This is a genomic window from Brevibacterium sp. BRM-1 (assembly GCF_026802075.1).
GTDB classification, from domain to species: Bacteria; Actinomycetota; Actinomycetes; order Actinomycetales; family Brevibacteriaceae; genus Brevibacterium; species Brevibacterium rongguiense.
In genome coordinates this window covers 2,317,224-2,335,421 of the sequence record NZ_CP113788.1, presented here as the reverse complement: position 1 = coordinate 2,335,421, position 18,198 = coordinate 2,317,224, and the positions used below count along the sequence as shown (strand labels likewise).

The 18,198-nt window shown below is 69.4% G+C and carries 16 protein-coding genes; 11 read left to right on the top strand and 5 right to left on the bottom strand.

Translation table 11 applies throughout. The features are described 5' to 3' along the window. Nucleotides 1-16: 16 nt before the first annotated feature. Both BRM1_RS10270 and BRM1_RS10265 read right to left on the bottom strand, forming a co-directional pair. The gene (locus tag BRM1_RS10270; protein ID WP_160952032.1) at nucleotides 17-331 is read right to left on the bottom strand and encodes a hypothetical protein; all 315 of its coding nucleotides are present in this window, start codon (nucleotides 329-331) and stop codon (nucleotides 17-19) included. A 198-nt stretch (nucleotides 332-529) separates the two neighbouring features. After that, nucleotides 530-2,065, bottom strand: a complete 1,536-nt coding sequence (locus BRM1_RS10265; RefSeq protein WP_268525643.1) for a class I adenylate-forming enzyme family protein — start codon at nucleotides 2,063-2,065, stop codon at nucleotides 530-532. Between the two features lie 135 nt (nucleotides 2,066-2,200). Here BRM1_RS10265 and BRM1_RS10260 point away from each other — a divergent pair, with 135 nt between their 5' ends. The 3 genes from BRM1_RS10260 (at nucleotide 2,201) to BRM1_RS10250 (ending at nucleotide 6,123) form a co-directional block, all read left to right on the top strand. Then, complete coding sequence (locus BRM1_RS10260; protein WP_268525642.1) at nucleotides 2,201-3,910, top strand: acyl-CoA dehydrogenase family protein; 1,710 nt, start codon at nucleotides 2,201-2,203, stop codon at nucleotides 3,908-3,910. Nucleotides 3,911-4,066: 156 nt separating this feature from the next. Continuing rightward, nucleotides 4,067-4,492 (top strand): DUF485 domain-containing protein, encoded by a 426-nt coding sequence (locus BRM1_RS10255; RefSeq protein WP_160952029.1) that lies wholly within the window; start codon nucleotides 4,067-4,069, stop codon nucleotides 4,490-4,492. Then, entirely contained in the window at nucleotides 4,489-6,123 is a 1,635-nt protein-coding gene (locus BRM1_RS10250; protein ID WP_160952028.1) for a solute symporter family protein, read from the top strand. The genes BRM1_RS10255 and BRM1_RS10250 overlap by 4 nt, the downstream gene beginning before the upstream one ends. A 5-nt stretch (nucleotides 6,124-6,128) precedes the next feature. On the opposite strand, the gene BRM1_RS14075 is transcribed toward BRM1_RS10250, so the two are convergent. After that, entirely contained in the window at nucleotides 6,129-6,380 is a 252-nt protein-coding gene (locus tag BRM1_RS14075) for a helix-turn-helix domain-containing protein (RefSeq protein WP_442864244.1), read from the bottom strand. A gap of 298 nt (nucleotides 6,381-6,678) precedes the next feature. Between BRM1_RS14075 and BRM1_RS10245 the strand changes: the two genes are divergently transcribed. From BRM1_RS10245 to BRM1_RS10225, 5 genes are all read left to right on the top strand, one after another. After that, entirely contained in the window at nucleotides 6,679-7,584 is a 906-nt protein-coding gene (locus BRM1_RS10245) for an ABC transporter permease (RefSeq protein ID WP_268525640.1), read from the top strand. Between the two features lie 78 nt (nucleotides 7,585-7,662). Continuing rightward, a complete protein-coding gene (locus BRM1_RS10240) occupies nucleotides 7,663-8,475 on the top strand; it encodes an ABC transporter permease (RefSeq protein WP_268525638.1) in 813 nt (270 codons plus the stop codon). Nucleotides 8,476-8,479: 4 nt separating this feature from the next. Continuing rightward, nucleotides 8,480-9,310, top strand: coding sequence for an ABC transporter ATP-binding protein (locus BRM1_RS10235; protein ID WP_268525636.1), 831 nt, complete (start codon nucleotides 8,480-8,482; stop codon nucleotides 9,308-9,310). After that, nucleotides 9,307-10,131: an ABC transporter ATP-binding protein gene (locus tag BRM1_RS10230; protein WP_268525634.1), complete on the top strand. Its 825-nt coding sequence runs from the start codon at nucleotides 9,307-9,309 to the stop codon at nucleotides 10,129-10,131. The genes BRM1_RS10235 and BRM1_RS10230 overlap by 4 nt, the downstream gene beginning before the upstream one ends. Beyond that, nucleotides 10,128-11,672 (top strand): ABC transporter substrate-binding protein, encoded by a 1,545-nt coding sequence (locus tag BRM1_RS10225; protein WP_268525632.1) that lies wholly within the window; start codon nucleotides 10,128-10,130, stop codon nucleotides 11,670-11,672. The genes BRM1_RS10230 and BRM1_RS10225 overlap by 4 nt, the downstream gene beginning before the upstream one ends. A gap of 41 nt (nucleotides 11,673-11,713) precedes the next feature. On the opposite strand, the gene BRM1_RS10220 is transcribed toward BRM1_RS10225, so the two are convergent. Then, nucleotides 11,714-12,460 carry a cyclase family protein gene (locus tag BRM1_RS10220; RefSeq protein WP_160952025.1) on the bottom strand — a complete coding sequence of 249 codons (747 nt, stop codon included), beginning with the start codon at nucleotides 12,458-12,460 and terminating at the stop codon, nucleotides 11,714-11,716. Between the two features lie 234 nt (nucleotides 12,461-12,694). After that, a complete protein-coding gene (locus BRM1_RS10215; RefSeq protein ID WP_268525630.1) occupies nucleotides 12,695-14,161 on the bottom strand; it encodes an APC family permease in 1,467 nt (488 codons plus the stop codon). Nucleotides 14,162-14,318: 157 nt separating this feature from the next. Here BRM1_RS10215 and BRM1_RS10210 point away from each other — a divergent pair, with 157 nt between their 5' ends. The 3 genes from BRM1_RS10210 (at nucleotide 14,319) to BRM1_RS10200 (ending at nucleotide 18,194) form a co-directional block, all read left to right on the top strand. Continuing rightward, nucleotides 14,319-15,215 carry a TetR family transcriptional regulator C-terminal domain-containing protein gene (locus tag BRM1_RS10210; RefSeq protein WP_160952023.1) on the top strand — a complete coding sequence of 299 codons (897 nt, stop codon included), beginning with the start codon at nucleotides 14,319-14,321 and terminating at the stop codon, nucleotides 15,213-15,215. Further along, nucleotides 15,202-16,659 carry a flavin monoamine oxidase family protein gene (locus BRM1_RS10205; RefSeq protein ID WP_268525628.1) on the top strand — a complete coding sequence of 486 codons (1,458 nt, stop codon included), beginning with the start codon at nucleotides 15,202-15,204 and terminating at the stop codon, nucleotides 16,657-16,659. Before BRM1_RS10210 ends, BRM1_RS10205 begins: the two co-directional genes overlap by 14 nt. 254 nt (nucleotides 16,660-16,913) lie before the next feature. Beyond that, nucleotides 16,914-18,194, top strand: coding sequence for a M24 family metallopeptidase (locus BRM1_RS10200; protein WP_160952021.1), 1,281 nt, complete (start codon nucleotides 16,914-16,916; stop codon nucleotides 18,192-18,194). Nucleotides 18,195-18,198 lie beyond the last annotated feature (4 nt).

The following is an 18,198-nucleotide window of genomic DNA, read 5'->3' as shown; positions in this document are numbered from 1 at the left end:
GTAGCCCGGCCGGGGCTCAGCCCAGGGCCACCGTCGCTCGGATCATCTGGTGATCCGAGGGCGTGGAGGCGAGGACACCGGCCGTGGCCGTGCGCGACTTGACGTCGACGACGGTCTCCCACTGCTTGACCGCGACGCCGCTGCTGCCCACCATCCAGTCGATCGTGGAGCCCAGGCCGTTCTTCGGCGCGAGCTTCACCTGCGTGGAATAGCCATTGAACGTCGGGAAATCGGCGTTGATGCGATCGCTGGGGGTCGCGGCCGTCGGCGCCCAGTGGCCGAACGAGTGGGCCAGGAAGTCGTCGTACCCGGCACCAGCGAACGTGTGCACGGCCGCGTCCCCTGGATCCGGCGCTGCGCGTGGAGTTGTTCCAGGGCCTCGCGGTGTGGGCGGTGCTCTGGGCCGTCTACGGCATTCGCAAGCTCGCAGCCAAGCGGGTAGACCGCAGGACAGGGGTCGCCAGCGCACCGGGGACGCGGGCGGGGCCGGCGCAGCGCCCCGATCCCGCGGCTGCAGGGGGAGGTGGCCTCAGCCGCCCGACGCCGAGTCGGCGGGCTCCGAAGCGGCCTCGGCCCTCAGCTGGTGCTTGAGCAGCTTGCCGGACGGGTTGCGCGGCAGCTCGGCGCTCATGACCACCTGGCGCGGAATCTTGTAGCGCGCCAGGCGTGGGGCGAGGTAGTCCTGCAGCTCGTCCACCGTCAGGTCAGCGCCCTCGGATGTCGTGATGTGGGCGACGAGCTGCTGACCCCACTCGGGATCCGGGCGCCCGACCACCGCGACGTCCGCCACGCGGGGATGGGTGGCGATGGCCTCCTCCACCTCGAGGGAGAAGACGTTCTCACCGCCCACGATGATCACGTCTTTGAGGCGGTCGACGATGTAGTAGAAGCCGTCGTCGTCCATGCGGGCGATGTCGCCAGTGCGGTACCAGGGGCCCTCGAACGCCGCTGCGGTGGCCTCGGGGTTGTCCAGGTAGCCGTCCATGACGGTATCGGTGAGGAACCAGACCTCACCGGTCTGCCCCGGGCGGATGTCGTGTCCATCGGCGTCGACGACGCGCATCCGCGCGCCGAGCATCGCCGCCGCACCGATGCTGCCGGGCTTGACCTGCTGCTCGTGGGGCAGCAGGACGGCACCGCTGGGGCCGGTCTCCGTCATCCCGAAGAGCTGGTAGTGCCCACCGGGGCGGTACGTCTGCACGATCCGCTCGACGGCGGCGGCGTCGATGGGAGCACCGCCGAACAGCCAACGGCGCATCGTGGAGAAGTCGAAGTCCGCGACCTCGCGGCCGGACCCGGCGAGCGCCCGGAACGGGGCGAGGAAGGCGACGGTGGGGCCGAAGAACGTCGTGATCCTCTCGGCAGCGATGAGCTCGAACGTCTCGACGGGGTGGTATTCCCTTTGGAGGACCACGGTGCCGCCCATGAAGAGCGTGGGCAGCACACACACGTTGATGGGCGCGGAGTGCCAGATGGGCATGGCCACGAGCATGCGCTCATCCCGGCGCGCATCGAGGTTGAGGCTGAGCAGGACGGCGAGCTGAGTGAGGGCGCGGTGGCTCAGCACGCAGCCCTTGGGGGCAGACGTCGTCCCGGACGTGTAGAGGATCTCGGCGGGCGCAGCGTCGTCGGCGTGAGCTTCCCCGAACGGCGGGGCCACCGTCAGGCGCTCGGCAAAGCCCTCCGCTCCCGAGGTGCCCAGCCATTCGATTTCCGGCGCACCCGCGCGCACCGTGGGCAGCAGCTCCGGCGAGGCGATGCCGAGCGCCGCGCCGCAGTGCCCCACCGTGTAAGCGACCTCCGGCGGCTTCATCTTGTGATTCACCGGTACCAGCACCGCACCCAGCTCCCACGCTCCGAAGGCGGCGAGAATGAACTCCGGCTCATTGAACGTCATGACAGCAACACGGTCGCCCTGGCCGATGCCCAGCTGGGCGAGCGCGCCCGCCGCACGGTCGACATCGGCGACGAGCTGGGCGTAGGTCCACCTGCGGGCGCCGGCGACCAGCGCCTCGGCGCCGGGGGCGCGGTCCGCGGCGGCCCGGAGCATGGCAGTGAGCTTCATCGTTGCCTTCCTGTGGGCACCGCCGTTGGGTCCCACCCACTGCGGCGGACCGTGATTGGTGCCACAATGGCGTCATTCAACCACAGCCCGAGCCATGGCCGGGTCCGCCCGCATCCGCCCTGGGAGGCATGCCCCGTGCCCACTCACACCGTGCTCAACCAGTCCCCACCGCGCACCGGCGTGGATGAGTTCGGCCTCAACACCGCGCTCGTCGAGGCTCTCGCGCACTATGCGCCCGCGGCGGATGTGACTGAGCTGCACCGAATCGGACGGCTAGTGGGCAGCGTCGAATTCCAGCGCGACGCCCGCGCCGCGGAGCGCAATCCCCCGGTGCTGAGCACCCACGACCGGTGGGGCAACCGGGTAGACGACGTGGACTTCCATCCGGGATATCACCGGGTGATCGCCGAGGCGTTGCACGCCGGGGCGCACTCGCTGGCCTGGACGCAGCCGCGGGCGAATGCCGAGCGCGCCGCCAGGTTCATGCTGTTCGCGCAGGTGGAACCCGGTCACGGCTGCCCGGTGTCCATGACACACGCTGCCTATGCGGCACTGCGGGGCACCGAGCACGAAGCGTACTGGGGACCGCGCCTGACCGCGGCCGCCTATGACCCGCGGCTCGTCGACACGGCTCAGAAGTCAGCCGTGACGTTCGGCATGGCCATGACGGAGAAGCAGGGCGGTTCCGATGTCCGCGCCAACACCACGCGCGCGGTGCCGGTTGCGCACTCCGGCTCCGCACCGCCGGCCGGCCTTCCGGGCTCTGGTGACGGGCTGCCGGGCCGGCCCTTCGAGCTCACCGGTCACAAATGGTTCTGCTCTGCCCCGCAGTCGGATGCATTCCTCATGCTCGCCCAGCTCGACGAAGGCCTCAGCTGCTTCGTCGTGCCGCGCGTCCTGCCGGGGGGCGAGCGCAACGGCGTACGCATCCAGCGGCTCAAGGACAAGCTGGGCAACAAGTCCAACGCATCCTCGGAGATCGAACTCGAGGGCGCCGCGGGGTGGCTGGTGGGGGACCCCGGCCGGGGCGTGCGCACGATCATCGAGATGGTGAATCGAACGCGCCTCGACTGCATTCTCGGCTCAGCTGCCGGAATGCGGCAGGGGGTCGCCGAGGCCGCGTGGCACACTCAGCACCGCTTCGCATTCGGCGCCCGCCTCAGCGAGCAGCCCCTTATGCGCGCGGTGCTCGCAGATCTCCAGCTCGAGGCCGAGGCGGCCACATGGACAGCCCTGCATCTGGCCTCGGCACACGATGCGGAGAGCGGAGACGACGCGGACTTCCGCCGGATCGCCACGGCGATCGCGAAGTACTGGATCTGCAAGCGCGGTCCCGAGCACGCCTACGAATGCCTCGAGTGCCTCGGCGGCAACGGCTATACCGAGTCGTTCCCCCTCGCCATGCGATATCGGGAGCAGCCGGTCATGGCCGTGTGGGAGGGGTCAGGCAACGTCATCGTGCTCGATGTCCTGCGCGCGCTGGCGAAGGACCCCCGCAGCGCCAAGGCCCTGCTCGCCCAATTGGAGGGCGCGCTGGGATACATGCCGGACTACGACAGGGCATTCGACGTCGCCGCGCGCGAACTCGCACGTGCGTCCACCGCGGCGGCGGACGGCGAGCCGGCGGCCCTCGCTGAGTTCGCGGCGGCCGGCCGGGTGCTCGTGGAACGCCTCGCCCTGCTGCTGCAGGCTTCCGTGCTGCTGACCCGCGCACCCGGGGAAGTCGCCCGGTCCTTCGTGCTCGCACGGCTCGGGCCCGATCGCGGTCGCGAATACGGGGCGCTCCCCGGCGGGGTCGACATCGACGGCCTCGTCGCACGGGCGATGGGATGCGAGGAGGGCTGACGCGATATGCGTCCATCCGCCGCCCCTACCCCAGGCAAACGCGGGCAATCGTTACACCGGTGTGACCGCCGGCGGTGCTAGGGTCGCCAAAAGTGATCCAGCTCACCTGTATCGATGCGACGGTGCGGGTGCGCTCCCCGACACAACGGAGTGTCCATGTCACATCCCACCGAACCCCCGCCCCACGACGCACCCGAGGCCGGTCAGTCCCGCGTGGACTTCGAGCAGGTGGAAGGGTCCGAGGACTTCCGGCGACTGCGCTCCACCCACCGCCGGATCATCGTGCCGCTGACCATCGTCTTCCTCCTCTGGTACTTCGTCTACGTGCTGCTGGGCGCCTACGCCCACTCCTTCATGGCAACGCCCGTCATCGGCAACATCAACGTGGGCCTGCTGCTGGGCCTCGGCCAGTTCGTCACGACGTTCGCCATCACGATGATCTACGTGGCGCTGGCCAATCGGCGCCTCGACCCCCAGGCCGCGGCCCTGCGCGAGCAGCTCGAGGCAGTCGACCATCCGGACGGCGCACTGGGCGACGAGCCCCGCGCGGACGGCCCCACTCCGGCAGGAGGCCCTGCATGAGCACGCTCGCCCTGGCAGACGGCGCTGCGGTGATCGCCGCAGCGAAGGTGGAGAACAACCCCGTCCTCAACATCTCGATCTTCGCGGGATTCGTCGTCGTCACGATGGCGATCGTGCTGCGCGCCTCGAAGAACAACGCGACGGCCGCGGACTTCTACGCCGGCGGCCGGCAGTTCTCCGGCCCCCAGAACGGCTTCGCCATCGCCGGCGACTACCTCTCGGCCGCCTCGTTCCTGGGCATCTGCGGGGCGATCGCCGTCAACGGCTACGACGGATTCCTCTACTCGATCGGCTTCCTCGTCGCCTGGCTCGTCGCCCTGCTGCTCGTCGCGGAGCTCATGCGCAACACCGGCAAGTTCACGATGGCCGACGTGCTCTCCTTCCGCCTCCGCCAGCGCCCCGTGCGGCTCGCGGCGGCCACCACCACGCTGGCGGTGTGCTTCTTCTACCTGCTCGCCCAGATGGCCGGTGCCGGCGGGCTCGTCTCCCTACTGCTCGGCATCGAGGGCAAGGTGGGGCAGTCCCTCGTCATCGCGGTGGTGGGCGTCATCATGATCGGCTACGTCTTGGTGGGCGGCATGAAGGGCACCACCTGGGTCCAGATCGTCAAGTGCTTCCTGCTCGTCGCCGCGGCCGCGGTCATGACCCTCTGGGTCCTCGCCCTCAACGGTTTCAACCTCTCCACCCTGCTGGGCGCCGCGGTGGAGGCCTCCGCCTCGGACCCGAAGGCCGCCATCCTGGCCCCGGGCCTGCAGTACGGCAAGCTGCCGCTCGACTTCATCTCCCTGGCCCTCGCGCTCGTGCTCGGCACCGCGGGCCTGCCGCATGTCCTCATGCGGTTCTACACGGTGCCCACCGCCAAGGAGGCCCGCCGCTCCGTCGTCTGGGCCATCTGGCTGATCGGCATCTTCTACCTCTTCACCCTCGTCATCGGCTACGGGGCCGCGGCCATGGTGGGCTCGAAGGAGATCGCGGGTGCGCCCGGCGGAGTGAATTCGGCGGCCCCGCTCCTGGCGCTCCAGCTGGGCGGGCCCATCCTGCTGGGGCTCGTCTCCGCTGTCGCGTTCGCCACGATCCTCGCGGTGGTCGCGGGCCTCACCATCACGGCGGCTACCTCGTTCGCCCACGACGTCTACACCTCCGTCATCAAGAAGGGCCAGGCGTCAACGAGGGCCGAGCTGCGCGTCGCGAAGATCACGGTCGTCGTCATCGGCGCCGTGGCGATCATCGGCGGGATCGGCGTGCAGGGCCAGAACGTGGCATTCCTCGTGGCCCTCGCCTTTGCGGTGGCCGCCAGCGCCAACCTGCCCACCATCCTCTATTCGCTGTTCTGGCGCGGCTTCACCACCCGCGGTGCCGTGTGGTCGATGTACGGGGGCCTGCTCACGGCCATCGTCCTCATCGTGGCCTCCCCCGTCTTCTCCGGGGCGAAGACGTCGATGCTCGGGCCCGATGTGGACTTCGCGATCTTCCCGCTGAGCAACCCCGGCATCGTCTCCATCCCCGTGGGCTTCCTCCTGGGCTGGCTGGGCTCCGTCCTCGACCGCCACGGGGAGAGCGCCCGCCTGGCTGCGGAGATGGAGGTCCGCTCGCTGACCGGCTACGGCGCGGAGAAGGCCGTCGAGCACTGAGGCCCTTAGATCTCCCCCTTCGGGTTCACCACCGCGCGCTGGCGCGGGTCTGCGAGGTCGACGGTCAGTAGGCGCTCGAGGCGCTCCCGCAGGGGACGCAGCGTGTTGCGGTGGACCCTGAGTGAGTGCGCGGCCCGCGCATTGGACCGGCCGTCGCAATGACTCCCAGGGCCTCGCGCAGCGCGTACAAGGAGGAGCTCGCGCGACTCCGGGTTCGAAGGAACACAGGTGGGGCGGCCGCGCGTCGACCGGCCCACCGCGGGGTGCTGCGGCCGCGGGGACCGTCGCCCTGACGCCGTGGCCGGAGGGGTGTAGCGCCTGGAAGAGTCCGGAGCCCGTCACGCCGTACTTCATGGGGCCCGGAGGCCGATGAGGTCGGCCGCCTGACCGCACCCGCCGATGAGCAGCCACGCTCGCAGCCGGCATCGAAGCGACGCGCCTCCCGAGGTTTCCCCACCGTGGCACCGAAATCTGTAATATGCATCACAGTTTAGGTCGAGGCGCAGCGGAAGGGGTGGGCCCATGGGCTCCTACATTCTGCGCCGCGTACTTCTCATGATCCCAATTGTGCTGGGCGTCGCCACGCTTTCGTTCTTCCTCATGAAACTGGCGCCCGGCGACCCGGCCGCGGCCTATTTGGGCGACAAGGGAACACCGGAGGCCGTCGCCGCGCTACGGCACGCGTGGGGCCTCGATCAGCCAGTCATCGTGCAGTACTTCCGCTTCCTGGGTGGCCTTGTGACCGGCGACTTCGGTCAGTCGTTCGTCTTCCAAACCTCGGTGCTCGAGCTGCTCAAGCTCCGCCTGCCGGCCACGCTCATGCTCATGCTCGTGGCGCTCATCTTCGCCGTGCTCGTCTCCGTACCCCTCGCCATGTGGGTCTCGATGACCCGCAACGCGATCGCCGAGACTATCGTGCGCGTCTTCACCGCTACCGTTCAGGGCATGCCGACGTTCTTCGTGGGCACACTGCTGGTGCTCGTCCTCGCCCTCCACTGGGGTTGGTTCCCCGTGGGCGGATACGGCTCGACATTCGGCGAGCACCTGCGCTCCCTAGTCTTGCCCGGCTTCGCCGTTGCCCTGTCGATCAGCCCCATCCTCATCCGCAGCCTTATTGCCGCGCTCAACCAGTCCTTCGATGCCGAATACATGAACTTCGCATTGTCCAAGGGTCTGAGTCGACGCCGATCGTTCACCCACTACGCCTTCCGCAACGCGGGCATCGCGGGGGTCTCAATCCTCGGAATCCAGGTCGGCCACCTGGTGGGCGGCGCGCTTATCGTGGAAAACGTCTTCGCCATTCCCGGAGTGGGTTCGCTGCTCATGCAAACGGTCATCGCCCGCGATTACAACGTCGTGCAGGCGCTCACCGTGATTTTCGGCGTCATGGTCGTGGCCGTCTATCTGCTGACCGATATCGTCTACAGCGCCGTCGACCCGCGCGTCCGGCTGGGGAGGTGAGTGCCCTTGTCCAGCACTCCACTTGGCGCAGCTCCGCAGCCCGTGGCCCAGGTGCGCATCCGGCTCCCCCTGCCCGCTGTGCTGCGACACAGGAACCTCCAGCTCTGGCTGGGCACCGCAATTGTGGGAGCCATCGTCCTGCTGCTCCTCCTTGGCCCGCTGTTCGTCAGCGCCGACCCGGAGCGCCAGGACCTCCTCAACACGTTCGCGGGATCCACGCTCGCCCACCCCATGGGAACCGACCAGCTGGGCCGCGATGTGTTCGCCCGCTTCCTCTACGGCGGGCGGATGGACCTGCTCGTCGCGGTCATCGCCGTCATCGTCCCCTTCGTGTTAGGAACCGTCCTGGGAGCCCTCGCCGGTTACTTCGGGCGGTGGGTCGACACTGTCATCATGCGGACGGCGGACGTCGTCTCCGCCTTCCCGTTCTACGTGCTCGTCATCGCCCTGGTCTTCGTCATGGGCAATGGCATGACCAGCATCTTCGTGGCGATCTCCATCGTCTCCTGGGTCGCATACGCCCGCCTGGTCCGCGGCGAGGTCCTGGTGCTCCGCGAACAGGAGTTCATCGCCGCGGGGCGGACCTCGGGGCTGCCGGCCCTCCAGATCCTCGCCAAGCACGTTGTGCCGAACACGGTGGGCCAGGGCATCATCTACGCGATGAGCGACATCGTCCTCAACATCGGAGTGGTCGTCACGCTCAGCTTCTTCGGCATGGGCATCGTGCCGCCCACTCCTGACTGGGGGCAGATGATGAATGACGGCCAGCAGTACATGGGAGCGGGCCACTACGGCCTCATCCTGTGGCCGGGGTTTACGGTCGTGCTCATCTCCTTCGGTCTCGCCCTCGTGGGCGACGGCCTCACCTCCGTCCTGAAGCCCAGGAGGTGACACGATGTCCACGGAGCCGCTCCTCGAGGTGTCCCACCTGACCGTCGACATCACCAGCGCGCAGGGCCCACGTCGGATCCTTGACGACATCTCTCTCTCCATCGCCCCCGGTGAGCCCATGGGCCTCGTCGGGGAATCGGGATCCGGCAAATCGATGACCCTGCGGACTATCTTGGGAATGCTGCCCCACGGTGCGCGTGTGGTCTCCGGCGAGGTGCGCTACGCGGGCCACGACATCCTCACCGCCGGGGTCGGACGCGGGTACCGCAGCAGCGTGCGCGGGGCGGGCATCTCGATGGTCTTCCAGGAGCCGGCCATCGCACTCAACCCGGTGATGCGCGTGGGCCAGCAGATCACCGACGCGGTGGCGGAGCGCAAGCGACTCTCCCGCAGGGCCGCCGCAGATCTCGCCGTCGAACTCCTCGAGCGCGTCGGCATCCCGGACCCGGGGCGCCGCGCCCGGGCGTACCCCTTCGAGCTGTCCGGTGGGATGCGGCAGCGGGTAATGATTGCCGCGGCACTCGCGCAGGAGCCGAACGTCCTCCTGTGCGATGAGCCCACCACCGCCCTCGACGTCACTATCCAGGCGCAGGTCCTCGACCTCTTCCGCAGCATGCAGCAGGAACGGGGCCTCGGATTGCTCTACGTCACACACGATCTTGCCGTTGTCGCCCAGCTCTGCACGGCCCTCAGCGTGATGCAGGGTGGGCGCATCGTCGAGCAGGGCGGGCTGCAGGCAATCTTCGACGACCCCCAGCACGCCTACACGCAGCGTCTACTGCGTTCCACTCCGCGCCTGCCTGCCGGCCCCCTCGATGCGGTGGTGGCGCAATGAGCCCGGAGCGGGAGGCCCCGCAGCGGCCAGTGGGCCTGCGCGCGGAGGACATCGGGGTGGTGTTCGGCCGCGGCGATCGCGCCTTCACTGCCGTGGACGAGGCGAGCATCGACGTGGCCCCCGGAGAGATCGTCGGTCTCGTGGGCGAGTCCGGTTCGGGGAAGTCCACCGTATCCCGGGTCATCTGCGGGCTGCAGCGCGACTACACGGGCACGGTGTCCTTCGCCGGGCAGAAGCTGACGCCCAAGCGCACCGCCGCGCAGTGGCGCTTGGTCCAGATGGTCTTCCAGGATCCATTCGCGTCGCTGGACCCGCGCTACACAGTCGAGCAAACGCTGAGCGAAGTCATCCGCCACCATCGCCTCGTGAGCGGCAAGGAGGCCCTGCGCGCACGCTGCCGCGAGATCATGGATATGGTCCGCCTGCCGCACGGCTTCCTGGGACGCACGCCCGTGACCATGTCCGGTGGCCAGCGGCAGCGTGTGGCGATCGCCCGCGCGCTCGCCCTGGAGCCGCAACTGCTCGTCGCCGATGAGGCGGTCTCCGCCCTGGACGTGAGCGTCCAGGCGGAGATCATTGCGCTGTTCGCGCATCTGCGCGACGAACTGGGCCTGGGCATCCTCTTCATCAGCCATGACCTGGCCGTCGTGAAGGACCTGTGCGCGCGGGTCTACGTCATCCACAACGGCATCATCGTCGAGCACAGCGCCACCGCCGAACTGTTCCGGTCCCCGCAAGCGGAGTACACGCGCACGCTGCTCGCGGCCGTGCCCCGCTTCACCAGCCGGTTCCTAGACCGAGTCGAAGGAGATCCCCAATGAAGCGCCGCAGGCTCACGGCGGTCGCTGCGGGTGCCGCCTCCCTCGCCCTGCTCGTGAGCGCCTGCGGGCCCGGCCACGACATGGCGGATGCTGGTGGCGACCTCGCCATCGGCCGCTCCGCGGACGCCACGACGCTTCTGCCCTCCACTACGACGCAGAACGCGGACATCTGGACGCTGCAGCAGATGTACGAGACTCTCACCCTCAACCGGCCCGACGGCAAGGGAGTCGAGCCCGGACTGGCCACCAGCTGGCACGAGTCCAAGGACAAGCGGAGCTGGACGTTCAAGCTGCGCCGCGGTGTTGAGTTCCACAGCGGCAAGAAGCTGACGGCAGACGACGTCGTCTTCTCGCTCAACTACGCCCGCAACGCGAAAGATGAAAAGAACCAATGGGCCTCGGAGTTCGAACTCGTCAGCGACGTGAAGAAGATCGACGACGAGACGGTCCGCATCGACACCTCGAAGCCCTGGACCCCGTTGCCCAGTTACCTGGCTCTCTTTGCCGCCTCGATCTACCCCAAGGACTTCGGCGGCCATGACAAGGCGTACATGGAGACCCACGAGGACGGCACCGGTCCGTTCGAACTCGAGTCCTGGACCAAGGGCCAGAGCATGAAGCTCAAACGCAACCCCGCGTACTGGAAGCGCGGAGTCCCTTCGCTCAACACCGTCGCCTTCAACGTCGTCAGCGATGACAACACGCGCATGCTCCAGCTCCAGGGTGGCCAGATTGACATCGACGAGGGCCCGGCTGCGCTGTCGATGGCCACACTCGGGCGCTCCCAGGACATCACCGCTGCCGACTTCCCGTCGACCCGCGTGGACTACTTCAACATCAATACCAAGGCGAAGGGGCTCGACGACCCCAAGGTGCGCCGCGCGATGTCCTACGCCCTCAACAGGGATGCCATCGTCAAGGTCGTCTACGGGGGCTATGCCCAGGCGGCCAACTCCTACATCTCGCCCGGCCTCGCGGGCCACGACGACCGGGTCAACGGCGGCGAGTACAACATGGACAAGGCCCGGCAGCTCATGCGAGAGTCTTCCCACCCAAACGGTGTCGACGTGACGCTCCAGATCACCGCCGGCGACGAGGAGCGCGAGCTACAGGCCCAGATCGCTCAGCAGACGTGGGCCGACCTGGGGATCCGCATCAAGATCCAGAAGCTGGATTCGGCGACGATGACAACGAACCGCAGCACGGGCAAGTTCGACATCGCGGCGAGCTATGCCACCTCCGATGTCGCCGACACCTCGCAGATGATCGCGTTCATGGGCATCACCGACGGCAGCGGGATCCGCTCCGGTTACGCCAATCCGGACGTGAAGAGGTGGTACGGCGAATCGCTTGTGGAGTCCGATACGAAGAAGCGCAATGCCCTCTTCGGCAAGATCCAGCAGCGGGTAGCCGATGATGCGCCGCTCATCCCCATCGTCTTCCGCCCGGCCATGTACGGCGTGAGCAAGCAGGTGCAGGGCTTCCGCCCGGCTGTCCTCGGCACCTACGGGCTCAAGGAGACGCGGCTCGAGCGCGACTGACACCGCCTCACCGCCTCTCACCCGCCGTGACGCCCGGGCACTCAGCCGAACATCGCCGCACGGATGGGCGAGCCGGAGCCGCCGTCGATCTTGAGCGGCATCGCGAAGAACGCGCCCTCGACAGGCGGCGCGCCCAGGTTCACGAGCCCCTCGATGATGAGGATACGGTTGGGCAGGAAGTGCACGGCGTGGCCGGGAGCGTCGGTGAGCTTGCCGTCCTTGATGACGATGTCCACGGCCGCGGAGTCCGCGCCGATGGCCCGGATCTTCCTGTCTGCGAAGTGCTTGCACGCCTCGTCGGTGAGGCCCGGCTCGTTGGCGCCCCACCAGCCGCGCTCCTCCGGATCGTGGCTGTCCGGCTTGAGGTACTGATCCCACCCGAACTGCAGGATCGCGATGTCGCCCTCCCGCAGCTCGATGCCGTCCTCGCGCTCCACCTGCTCGATCTGCTCGAGCGTGACGGGGACACCCGCCTCCAGCTCGAAGCGCGTGAGGTCGTACTTCTTGTAGGGCGCGAAGAGGACATCGGGGCCGAAGTCCTCGATCGTCTCCGACCCGGGGTGGATGTGGCGCGGCGCGTCGACGTGGGAGCCCGTGTGCTCGGAGATGAGCAGGGTCTGGGCGAAGTAGCCGTGCTGGTCGAAGTTCCGGCCGTCGCGCACGATCCCCATGGTGGGGTGGGTGAACCAGCCGGGAAGGTTGGTGTCCAGCGTGGGCGAGACATCGTACGAGGTCAGCGAGTGCAGCGCGGAGAACAGCTCCGTCACCGCAGCGGTGTTGTCGGCCATGGGATTCCTTTCGCACGTCATCGGGCGGGTCCGTCTTCATCGTAGGCCGAACGAGCGGTAGGTCAAGATTCAAAACCGCGCGGGCTCCCCCGCGCGGCGCCTGCGCCACCGGGCGTCCGAGGCGCAGCCCACCCGGGCCACCGGGGCGAGGCACCTGCGCCAGCGGGCGCACGAGGCGCGGCTCGCCTGCGCTGCCGGCCCGCACCTCGGGCGCGGGCCGGCAGCGCTGGTGACTCAGTCGATCTCCATGGAGGGCACCGGCCGGCGGAAGCCGCGGGTGAACCACAGGAGGTAGAGCAGGCCGATGGCAATCCAGGCCAGGCCGACGAGGAGCGTGATCCCGGTCAGCGAGGTCCACAGCCAGACCGTGAACCCGAACCCGATGGCCGGGAAGAGCCCGTGGCGCAGCAGCGAGGGCGCACCGCGGCCCGGGGAGCGGCGCACGAGGAAGACCATGATGACGGCCAGGTTGACGACGGTGAAGGCGGTGAGCGCGCCGAAGCTGACGATCGACGCAACGAAGTCGACGTCGGCGAACGCGGCGGAGACGCTGATGACCGCGACCACGAGGATCGCCCCCACCGGGGTGCGGAAGCGCCGCGAGAGGAAGCCGAACACCCGCTTGGGGATGACTCCGTCGCGGCCCATGCTGAAGAGGATGCGCGACACGGAGGCCTGCGAGGCGAGCGCGGAGCCCATGGCACCCGTGACGTATGCGGCGAGGAACAGCGCGGTCAGCAGGTTGCCGCCCACGTGCGCGAGCATCGTCAGCGCCGCGGAGTCCGCGCCATCGCCGGTGATGACCTGCGGGAAGACCATGTAGCAGACCCAGGCGACCATGACGAAGAAGACGCCGGCGAGCACGGTCGTGAGGATGATGGCCCGCGGCACGGTGCGCTGCGGGTCCTTCGCCTCCTCGGCCATCGTGGAGATCGCGTCGAAGCCCAGGAACGACAGGCACAGCACCGCGGAGCCCGCGACCACCGGCCCCAGGGCGAAGTCGCCGCGGAAGAACGGGTCCAGCAGCGAGACCGAGGGGTCGAACGAGCGCGCCGCGAAGAAGAAGAACACGACGAAGAAGACCACCTGCAGGGCCACGATGACGACGTTGGCGCCCTTGACCGCGGAGATGCCCACGATGTTGAGGGCCGTGACGAGGACCAGCCCGGCCATCGCGAACACCCACCCCGGCACCGCCGGGAACTGCTCGTGGAGGTACACGCCGATGAGCAGGTAGTTGAGCATGGGCAGCAGGACGTAGTCCATGAGCACGGCCCAGCCGGTGAGGAAGCCGATCCGGCTCCCGAAGCCCGCCCGAGCATACGCGTAGGCGGAGCCCGCGGAGGCGACCTCGCGGCTCATGGTCGCGTAGCTCAGCGCGGTGAAGAGCACGGCGATGAGGGTGATGACGTAGGCGGCCGCCAGGTACCCGTTCGTCGTCTCGTTCACGATCCCGTAGGTGGTGAAGACGGTCATGGGCACCAGATAGGCGAGCCCGAACACCACGAGGGTGGGGATGCCCAGCGTGCGCTTGAGCGACGTGTGCTGGCGCTCGTCGCGCCGCTCCGCGCGGGAGGAGTGCGGAGGGGCGCCGAGGTGCTGGCCGGCTGCGCTGCCGGTTCGGGCGGCGCTGCTGGACCTGGCCGCGTTGGCGGCGCCGCTCGTGGCGCCCGGATCGGATTCCGGAGGGGTGTGCGACATGGGCTCGCTCCTTCTGCTGGGCGATGTCCGGGCGGCTGGCCGGGTCCGGAGTGTGGAAGGGGTGGCCCGTGGAGCTGCTGTGCTCCGGGGGGCTTGCCTCTTATTGACCATGTGGTCAATAATCGGTTTCATCGAGATTAGAGTGAAGGGGGTCACAGTGTCAACGCCTTCGGCCAACCCGCGGACGGACGTCCGCGACCGCACCGGCGGTGCGGCTCGGCCGGCCGCAGCCGCACCTCGGACCCCCAGCGGCGGACCTCGCCGCACCCGGCTGAGCAGGGCCCAGCGGGCGGAGCAGATCCGGGCCGCCGCGCTCGAGCTCGCGCTGGCCGAGGGGCTGCCGAACCTCACGCACCGCAGCCTCGCCGCCCACCTCGCCGTCACGCACGGACTCATAGCGCACTACGAGCCGGACATCGATGCGCTGCGCGCACACGCCTACACCGCGCTCATCGACGCGGAGTTCGAGGCGGCCGCCGCCCCCGCGCTCGCTGCCCCCACGGCGACCGCGGGCCTGGCCATCCTCATCGACCGGATGAGCGTGAGCGGCCGCGAGGCCCACGCCGCGCTCTGGCTCGACGGCTGGACCATGGGGCGCGCCGACGCCACCATGGCCGCCAGCGTGCGCACCGCCATGGACGCCTGGCAGGACATGGTCGAATCCCTCCTCACGCGCGGCCGCGACGCGGGCGAATTCGCAGTCGTCGATCCCGCCGGCGCCGCCTGGGAATTCATCGCGCTCCTCGACGGCCTCAACGCCCACCTGCTCGTCGCCTATCCCGGCCCGGGCACGTACCGCGAGCGCATCGCCACGGCCTTCGAACACCGGCTGCACCTGGCCCCCGGCACGCTGGGCTCACCACCACCGGAACAAGCGCGAGCACGGCCGGCGCCCGCAGCCCCGCAGCCCGCAGGCGCACCGGAGACCGGTCAGGCATCGGACACCAGCCGCGCACCGAAATCCACCGGTGCCCCGGGATGCGCAGCCCCGAGCCCAGCAGCCCCCACCCCCAGCCGCACCGCCACCGAAGGAGACGCCGATGACCGCGCCTGACCACCACGCCACCACCGCATCCCCGCAACCCGGCGCCGGCGACCCCACGGCTCCCGGAACCGACGCGGACGAGCGCGCGGCGAGTACCGCCTCGGCGGTGGACTACGACGCGATCGTCGTCGGCGCCGGCATTGCGGGGCTCAGTGCCGCCGAGGCACTCGAGCGGGCCGGGCTGCGCGTCCTCGTCCTCGAGGCCCGCGAGCGGGTGGGCGGGCGCACGGACGGCCGGCAGTTCGCCTCGGGCACGTGGATCGAGATGGGCGGCCAGTGGCTGGGCCCCACCCAGGACGAGGCTCTGGCGCTCGCGGAGCGGCTCGGTCTCGAGACCTTCACCGTCTACGACGAGGGTCAGTCCCTCCTGTTCGCCCGGGGCGAGCGCACCACCAGCGACGACGACACCTTCGGCCTTGGCCCCGAATCCGGACGCGCCTGGGCCCACCTCGTCGAGGACATCGACAGCCTCGCCGCACGGATCGACCTGGCGCACCCGTGGGCCTCACCGGAGGCCGCAGCCCTCGATGCGATCACCGCGGCACAGTGGCTGGCGGACAACTGCCCGGACGAGCGGGCGCGCGCCTTCGCCCACGTCATGCTCGGCTCCATCTTCGCCGCGGACGCGGAGACCTACTCCGCCCTCCACATGCTCTTCTACCTGGGCTCCGGCGGCGGGCTGCACCGCATGATGCTCACGATCGGCGGCGCCCAGGAATCGCGCGTGCGCGGGGGCACCCACCAGCTCTCCGAGCGGCTCGCGGCACGGCTCGCGGGACCCATCCGCCTAGGCGAGCCCGTGCGCGCGGTCGAGGGCTGGGACGGAGACGGCCCCGTGCGCGTGCGTACGGACCGCGGCAACTACACCGCCCGCGACGTCGTCATCGCCCTGCCGCCCATGCTGGCCAATCGGCTGGAGTACGCACCGAGGCTGCCGGCCAACCGCGACATCCTCGCCTCCCAGGTCATCCCGGGCAACGTCATCAAATTCCAGGTCGAATACGAGCGCCCCTTCTGGCGCGAGGAGGGCCTGTCGGGCACCGTGCTCAGCCTCGACCACCGCGTCTCACTCGTCTACGACAACGTCGTGCCGGACTCAGACGCCGGGATCCTCGTGGCCTTCGTCGAGGGCCACCGCGCCCGCGAGCTCAACGAGCTGCCGGAGGGCGAGCGCGCCCGCCTCGTCGTGGGCGACCTCGCCGCCTTCTTCGGCCCACAGTCCGCGGCGCCCCGGGAGGTGCTCCAGCGCAACTGGAGCGAGGAGCCCTTCACCCGCGGCTGCTACGGCGGCCGCCTGGGCACCGGGCTGTGGACGAGCGTGGGCGCGCACCTCGCGCAGCCGTGCGACCGCATCCGCTGGGCGGGTGCGGAGACGGCGCAGGTGTGGAACGGCTACATCGACGGCGCCATCCGCTCGGGTCAGCGCGCCGCCGCCGAGGTGCTGGGCGGCTGACGAGCAGACGGCCGGCCGGGGCGGGGCCGGCGAGGTGACGGGACGGCGGGCCGACCCGCCGGGCGGGGGTTCGCCGAGCACAGGGCCGGTTGCTCCCAGGCGCGCACGGGGAAGGCGGGCCGGACGCGCTCCCCCCGCGCACACCCCGCCGCCCCGCGCGCCTCGTTGACACCGTCAGAGTCCAGGCGACACGATGACGAGACGCACACCTATGGTGTGGCTCACGCACGGATGTGATGCTCGCGAGGGGACCCATGACTGACACTGCTCGACCGGACGCATCCCCCACGGCCGCCGGGACGGGCAGCGCCGCGGCCTCGCCCTCACTGCGTGCGCCGGCCCCGGACACCGATGTGCGCGCGGCCCTGTTCTCCGACCAGGAGTATGCGAGCCGCCTGGCCAAGGTCCGCGAGCGGATGCGCTTCCAGGGCCTGCAGGCGCTCATCGTCACGGACCCGGCCAACATCTTCTACCTCACCGGTTATGACGCCTGGTCGTTCTACACCCCGCAGATGCTCTTCGTCGGCCCGGACGGCGATCCGCTGCTCTTCATGCGGGAGATGGACGCCAACGGCGCCTGGCGCACCGCGTGCATCGACCGCGAGCTCATCATCGGCTACCCCGAGCGCTACGTGCACCGGCCCCACATCCACCCCTTCGACTGGGTGGCCTTCCGCCTGCGCCAGCTGGGCTGGGTGGCGCGGACCCACGGAGTGGTCGGGCTCGAGATGGACTCGCACTTCTTCAGCCCCAAGGCCTACCGGGCACTCGTCAACGCCGTGCCGGAGTGGACGCTCGTGGAGAGCTTCGAGCTGGTCAACTGGGTGCGCGCCGTGAAATCGGATGCGGAGATCCAGTACATGCGCCACGCCGCGCGCGTGGCCACGGGGGCCATGCAGGCCGCCGTCGACGCGATCGAGCCCGGTGCCCCGCAGAACGAGATCGCCGCGGCGATCGCCCACGCCCAGGCGCTGGGCGCCGGTGAGAGCTTCGGGGACTACCCCGCGATCATGCCGCTGCTGCCCACCGGCGCCAGCGCGGACACTCCCCACCTCACCTGGTCGAACCGTGTGCTGCAGGACGGCGAGGCCGTGGTCGTGGAGATCGCCGGCGCCCACCGCCGGTACCACGTGCCGATCGCCCGCACCATCAGCCTGGGCGAGCCGGGAGACGACCTCAAGCGCCTCGAGGAGGCGGTGGCCGAGGGCCTGCAGGCGGTGCTCGACGCGGCGGCGCCCGGGGTGCCGGTGCGCGAGCTGGCCCTGGCCTGGAACTGGAAGCTCGCCCAGTACGGTCTGGCCAAGGAGAGCCGCCTGGGCTATTCGATCGGAATCGGCTACCCGCCGGACTGGGGCGAGCGCACCATGAGCATCCGCTCGGAGGACGAATCGATCCTCGAGCGGAACATGACCTTCCACATCATCTGCGGCATGTGGATGGAGGGCCATGGCTACGAGGTATCCGAATCGGTGAGGATCTCCGACACCGGAGTCGAGGCCTTCACCGCCTTCCCCCGACGCATCATCAGGAAGTGAGAGC